At 49.2% G+C, this 5,699-nt stretch carries 4 protein-coding genes and 1 pseudogene; 2 read left to right on the top strand and 3 right to left on the bottom strand.

Going from position 1 to position 5,699, the window contains the following annotated elements:
* The first annotated feature begins 160 nt into the window (after positions 1–160).
* The gene (locus tag EDD52_RS23170; RefSeq protein WP_132248977.1) at positions 161–1,873 is read left to right on the top strand and encodes a hypothetical protein; all 1,713 of its coding nucleotides are present in this window, start codon (positions 161–163) and stop codon (positions 1,871–1,873) included.
* Here EDD52_RS23170 and EDD52_RS23165 read toward each other — a convergent pair.
* From EDD52_RS23165 to EDD52_RS24325, 3 genes are all read right to left on the bottom strand, one after another.
* Positions 1,868–4,222, bottom strand: coding sequence for a calcium-binding protein (locus EDD52_RS23165; RefSeq protein ID WP_132248976.1), 2,355 nt, complete (start codon positions 4,220–4,222; stop codon positions 1,868–1,870). The genes EDD52_RS23170 and EDD52_RS23165 overlap by 6 nt on opposite strands.
* A 182-nt stretch (positions 4,223–4,404) precedes the next feature.
* Positions 4,405–4,914 (bottom strand): IS5 family transposase, encoded by a 510-nt coding sequence (locus EDD52_RS24330; RefSeq protein WP_279389295.1) that lies wholly within the window; start codon positions 4,912–4,914, stop codon positions 4,405–4,407.
* Positions 4,915–5,202 (bottom strand): transposase, encoded by a 288-nt coding sequence (locus EDD52_RS24325; RefSeq protein WP_279389294.1) that lies wholly within the window; start codon positions 5,200–5,202, stop codon positions 4,915–4,917.
* A gap of 252 nt (positions 5,203–5,454) precedes the next feature.
* Between EDD52_RS24325 and EDD52_RS23155 the strand changes: the two are divergent.
* Positions 5,455–5,699, top strand: a pseudogene (locus EDD52_RS23155) (hypothetical protein); the annotation flags it as partial.

The raw sequence follows: 5,699 nt of genomic DNA, 5'->3' as shown, positions 1-5,699 counted from the left end.
GGAATGACACCAACCGAATATGCTAACCGGTCAAAGAAGGACCAAAACCTGAACAGAGCTAACCTAAATTAGCGGACTCGATGGGGAGCAGGTCATCAGGATGGATGGGACAGTTAGTTTCAACATGCGCCCGTGCTAACTGTTAAAATTCGAGAGGTGGGTGGTTCCCTCCGATTGTCGCGACAACGCCTTAGAAGTGCCAACCTTATTGGGTTGGAACATCTTTCAATATTGGCTGTACGGTGCTATCAAAGCGATTGGTTCCCTCCCTCGAACGGATGTCCAGGAAAAAATGAAGACTGTCCATTTTCATATTGGCCCACACAAAACCGGCTCGACCGCCATTCAAAATGTGATTAGAGATAACTCTGAAATTCTAGAACAAAAGTATAATCTTTTTCCAATGGATGATCCTGTCATTGGAGAAATAACAAAATTTCTCCGCAAAGGAGACAGGATTTCCGCAACGGGCGGTTTGAACCAGTTGGCTGATCTCTGTCGGTCTCGACAGGGTGACTGCCTAGTATCCAGCGAAGATTTTTGTGGGGAGTTACCCGGGCGATCAAGAAGAAGAAAGCCTTACCCAAAGCTGTTTGAAAATTTGAATACAATTTCGAAAGCATTCCCAGATATAAAATGTAAATTCTATTTTTTTGTACGCACGCCAGCCGATTGGTTGCGAAGCTCTTATGCACAAATCATTAAGTACCCGACACGTTTCTCATCAATGGAAGAATATGTTGAATTTCTGCACACAGCAGATCTTTGGGATGAAACACTTAGAAAGCCGCGAGAAAAATTGAACCCGGATTTCATCGAAATCCGCTATGAAGAAAACGCGGATTATTCATCAGTGAACGCATTGCTACGCACAATTTTAGGTTACGAAAAAAATCTTGAAATCCCTAACGCAAATCGTCGACACAATCGGTCTCCGTCGGCTGAAATTGTTCCGATATTGGAAGTGATAAACCGCTCCGGCGCGTCAAGTGACGCGCAGCAATTAGCGAAAAGGTGGCTGCAAACTTGCGAGGTGGTTCCGCTGACCGATGCAAGCGAACTAAAATTTCCCCAATGGCCGGTAAAAGCAAAGAAGCCGGGTTGGCTATCGCCTAAATTTGATGAATTGTGGGAACGAGCCAGTACGCGCGGAGACTATCAGGAACAGCCCAATATCTTGCCTGACCCGTTTTGCGACTTGTCTAAATTTCGGACACAGCTAGTTGACGCCCCCGAAGAATTTCCAAAAGGCGGACGCGCCGACATGAAGAACCAGGAACGGATCCTAAGATACCGGTTTCGCGGTCTACCAGAGACCTGTTATTTTCTTGGCTTGACAATCAGTTATTTGCGCCGAGACACAGCGTATACTGAACACGCAGCTTATCTCTTTCAGCGGCTTTGGAATGAAGAGTACGCGTTGCTTCTTGGTTCTCTGCCAACAAGGTGGCTTATTTCCACTTTTCAAACCTTCCTTGACCATGGGGTCAACGAAAATCAAAGGCGAATTGGGGCGGCAGGCTATTTCCTGTCAAACATCTTGAAGGCCTATGAAGCTGAAAGAGCGTTGGATGGACTGCAACCTGACCGAATATATCCAAGTGTGACTCCGACCACGAAATCTGGATATGTCGGCATGGACAGATTCAAACTCGGAGGTACCGATCTTCTTCTGAATACCAACGCTCTGCTCTTGGAACTCGCCAGTCAGGATGATCGTGCAGGCCGTGTTGTCCAGGAATTTATGTTGCGCACAATGGCAGCGAATTCGGTTTTCTCCAGAATGGACCAAAGCCGTATCAAACACTCCATTGACAACCCGCAGTTTTCTAACTGCTGGAGTTTTTTTAAGGACCCGCGTCAATATTCATAAAATGAAGAATATATCAGTTTCTATATCAAATCCTGATACCCCAGAAAGAGAAATACTGCCTTCATGTCCGAAGTCCAGGAGAGTACCGTTGCTATTTTCAGTTATCTGCATTTGGTTCCTACCCAGTCCGTGAAGTTCAATTTGGTCCAATCCAACCTGAAAGCCTACAACCGAGTCAGCCCCATCGCCGGCACGAAAAATCAATTGATCTCGTTCAGCACTGTAGAGGTAAAATCGGTCATCGCCCGACTCACCAATTAGACTAGTAGTGCCCGAAAAAGTCTTAAAATAATCATCCCCGCTACCTCCGAAATATCGACTATCTTCGCTGGAATAGATGTGGATTATGTCGTCGCCGTCCTCCGCCCAAATAGTGTTTCGTGCCCCCCCCAAAGCTTCGAATTTATCGTCTCCGTCCCCGCCGAAAAATTGACCGGCGTCGCTGATAACTGAAACGCGATCACTAAATGGACTGCCTTGGAAGATCTCGATCCCGGAAAACTTGACGGTATCGAAATTATTTAGTTCTACCATGCCTTCCCCGACCCAGATCGTTACGCCTGCCGAGGAATCCAAGAAAGACAGTGTATCCTGTCCCGCTCCGCCGTTGGCGATCCCACCTCCACCATCCATCTGAAGCAGATCATCGCCGTCCCCGCCAATGAGGGTGTCTCTACCTTCTCCGCTGACAATTGTATCATTCCAGTCTCCTCCATCTAAAAAATCGTCTCCGCTGCCACCGCTCAGATAGTCATGACCGTGACCACCCAAAAGCGTGTCATTGTCTTGCCCGCCTTCAAGCGTGTCGTGATCCTTCTCGCCAGAAAGCCGGTCTTCGCCCTCTGCACCAAAGAGAGTGTCGTCACCTGCGCCTCCAGATAGCTGGTCAGAGTATCTGCTACCCACGAAACTGTCGGCTATGGCACTTTGAGTATCTCCTGAAATCGACACACCTTCGCCGACGACCACATGAAGTTCCACCATCTCATATGGATTAAGTACGTGGATGAATTCCCAACCGTTGTCAGATGACAGGTCGATTGCTGTGAGGTGCTGCAGTGATGCAGATGACCAATACTCAGTGCCGCTGTCTCCCGGCGTGGATCCGAGAACCGTGGCATAGACATAAGCATCGGAATTCTTGAACTCGGTCAGGTCGACCGTCAGTGCGATTTCGTCTTCGATGCCGGAGACAAAATAGCTTACAAGGTTTTTATCCTCTGCGAAGGAATATGTGTAGCCGACGGTTTCACCAGCCGCATCACGCAAGCGATATTCGTTTCCGGTATCTACCAAACGCATCCCCTGAATGCTGTGTGAAATCATCGAGTAGAAGAGTCCTGTCGGGGATAAATCACTTCCAGTGCCTTCGGCTCCACTGAGTCCAGCCGGGCCATTGGTCTGTATTGACCAAATCATCGCTAAGTCAACGCCGCCGATCAGCATTTCTCCATAAATTCGCATCAGAGGAGCAAGACGCATCAAACCATTAATGGTGGTATCATCTTCTCCATTTTCGCCAACATTCCATTCCGTGACGGCAAGTTCAAAATCCAACCCAAGTACACTGGACCAGGCATCGTTAATTGAGTCTAATCGATTACGAATACCAGAGCCGATTCCCAAAGGGTCACCGGTAGAGTTTGTGCCATATAGATGCGTCAAGACTCCATCAATGGTTTTCTGTGCATTTCCTTGGAAGAAAGACGAAAGTACATTATTATCAGTTTGAGACCTACCAGCTTGAGCAAGTATTGTTACACTCTCCCGGAGTCCGAGTTTCCGGGCTTCATCGTCTATCCATGATGCGATTGTTGCCTGTGTAATCCCAAATTCATCAACAGACCAATCAAACCTGTTCTGATACCATTCGTTGCCTATTTCTAAAACAAGATTTTTAGTTGACCCATATACGTCATTCAACAAATTGCTTATAAAAGATCTGATTTCTGCTTCGGCTTCCTGACTGACCTGTCCAGTATATTGATCGAAATAGCGGAACGTCGGCAACACAATAGATGCCCTAGAGGAAATTGCGTTACTATATGTAAGAAAGTCCTCAAGCGCAACTAAGTCGTCGCGGGTTCTCACGTTTCTGTTACCCGTCAGGATGTCAATTACATTGGACTGATCTTTCGAATTTGGATTTACGATATCGAAATATTCTTCTGAGATCGTGCCGCCTGGATACCGAATAAAGTTGACGCTAGTCTTCGCAACAACTTCGTCAAAATCAGAGTTTCCGGTCACTCTGTCTGAATGGAAAAGCAGGTTCGCTCCTAGATGATCACTAGACAAAGTCTGACTAGAAAAGCCGAAATTTTCTATTCCAATTTGGATACTAGACATCTCTTCACCCACTTTAGCGACCAACTTCGGAAATTATGGTCGAGAGTATGAAGAAACCAACAACATGGATCAGTAGATTTCAAAGATTTTAATATTGTGCCGAAATATAAAAAAGTGAGAAAATTTGTATTTTAGGTGACCTGCCCCCCCCGAAATCCTTCACCCTGATGTAGGGTCAGGATTCATAACCAATAGATTACGAGAGCAGTGAGTGTGATGGCCGAGAGGAACACTTTGGGGCATCTGTCATGCCTGGTCGCGACACGTCTCCAATTCTTGAGCCTGCCGAACATGATCTCGATCCGGTTGCGCCGTTTGTAGCGGCGCTTGTCGTATTTGACTGGGGTCTTCCGCTTCTTTCGGCCGGGAATGCAGGCGCGTATACCCTTGTCCTGTAAAGCTTCTCGGAACCAGTCGGCGTCATAGCCGCGATCCCCGAGCAGGCAGTCGACCTTTGGGAGGCTGCTGAGCAGCGCCCGCGCCCCGATATAGGCGCTAACCTGCCCGGCGGTGACGAACGGGTTGAGCGGTCGGCCCTCGCTGTCGCAGATGGCATGCAGCTTCGTGTTCATGCCGCCTTTGGTCCAACCGATCAGGCGACCACGCCCCCCTTTGTAGCGGCTATGCTGGTCGCCGTTCGATGTGCCTTCAAATATGTCGCGTCCATTGCCAGGCAGTTGATTGCGAAGCAATCAATGAAAGGGGATCATCACGGTCTTTTCCTCTCGATGTCCGGCGGCCAGACCGACCATCATCAGGGCGAAGATGCCTTTCTCGCTACAACGCTTCCACCGGCTGTACAACGTCTTGTGCGGTCCGTACTCATTCGGGGCGTCGTGCCAGCGCAAGCCATTGCGATTGATGAAGATAATCCCGCTCAAAACACGCTTATCATCGACCCGAGGCTTGCCATGTGATTTCGGAAAGAATGGTTCCAGACGTGCCATCTGCGCGTCGGTCAGCCAGAAAAGGTCGCTCATGTCACCGCTCCATTTTCCGAGCCGTGATTCACGCTGAGCGACGAAAATCAATGCATCCTGACCCTTCTGTATTCCGGATCTGGTATCCTGCCCCCGTCACGCGTCCTGGCCGGGACGCGTGACGGGGTGGTGCGCGACGTCTGACCCTGTTGGCATGGCCACGCTTCCTGGCGTGTCGGCACCGCCTCTCCTTCATTGTCTCAAACAGTTGCCTGCGGCCATTTCAGGACAGCGTACCAGAAGGAGGAGAACATGGAGTGTTTATCACATGGCCGGATCATCGGGATAGATGTGAGCCGTGACTGGCTGGACGTTCATTGCCTTCCTGATGGCCAGCGCCTTCGATTGACCAATAACGATGGCGATCATGCCATCGTGGCGAAGCTTGCTCGCGAGCAAGAAGCTATCGTGTGCTTCGAAGCGACTGGTGGGCTGGAGTGGAAGCTATGGTCGGTGCTCGCTGGTGTCGGCGTCGAGACCCGACAGGTTGCTCCTGC

The organism is Primorskyibacter sedentarius (assembly GCF_004342065.1).
Classification (GTDB): domain Bacteria; phylum Pseudomonadota; class Alphaproteobacteria; order Rhodobacterales; family Rhodobacteraceae; genus Primorskyibacter; species Primorskyibacter sedentarius.
The sequence above is the reverse complement of the archived record's forward strand: the minus strand, read 5'-3'. Positions and strand labels throughout refer to the sequence as shown.

Excerpts from the sequence above, each read along its gene's own strand:
- EDD52_RS23165 (WP_132248976.1), bottom strand. The coding sequence starts at position 4,222 with ATGTCTAGTATCCAAATTGGAATAGAAAATTTCGGCTTTTCTAGTCAG.
- EDD52_RS24325 (WP_279389294.1), bottom strand. The coding sequence starts at position 5,202 with ATGAGCGACCTTTTCTGGCTGACCGACGCGCAGATGGCACGTCTGGAA.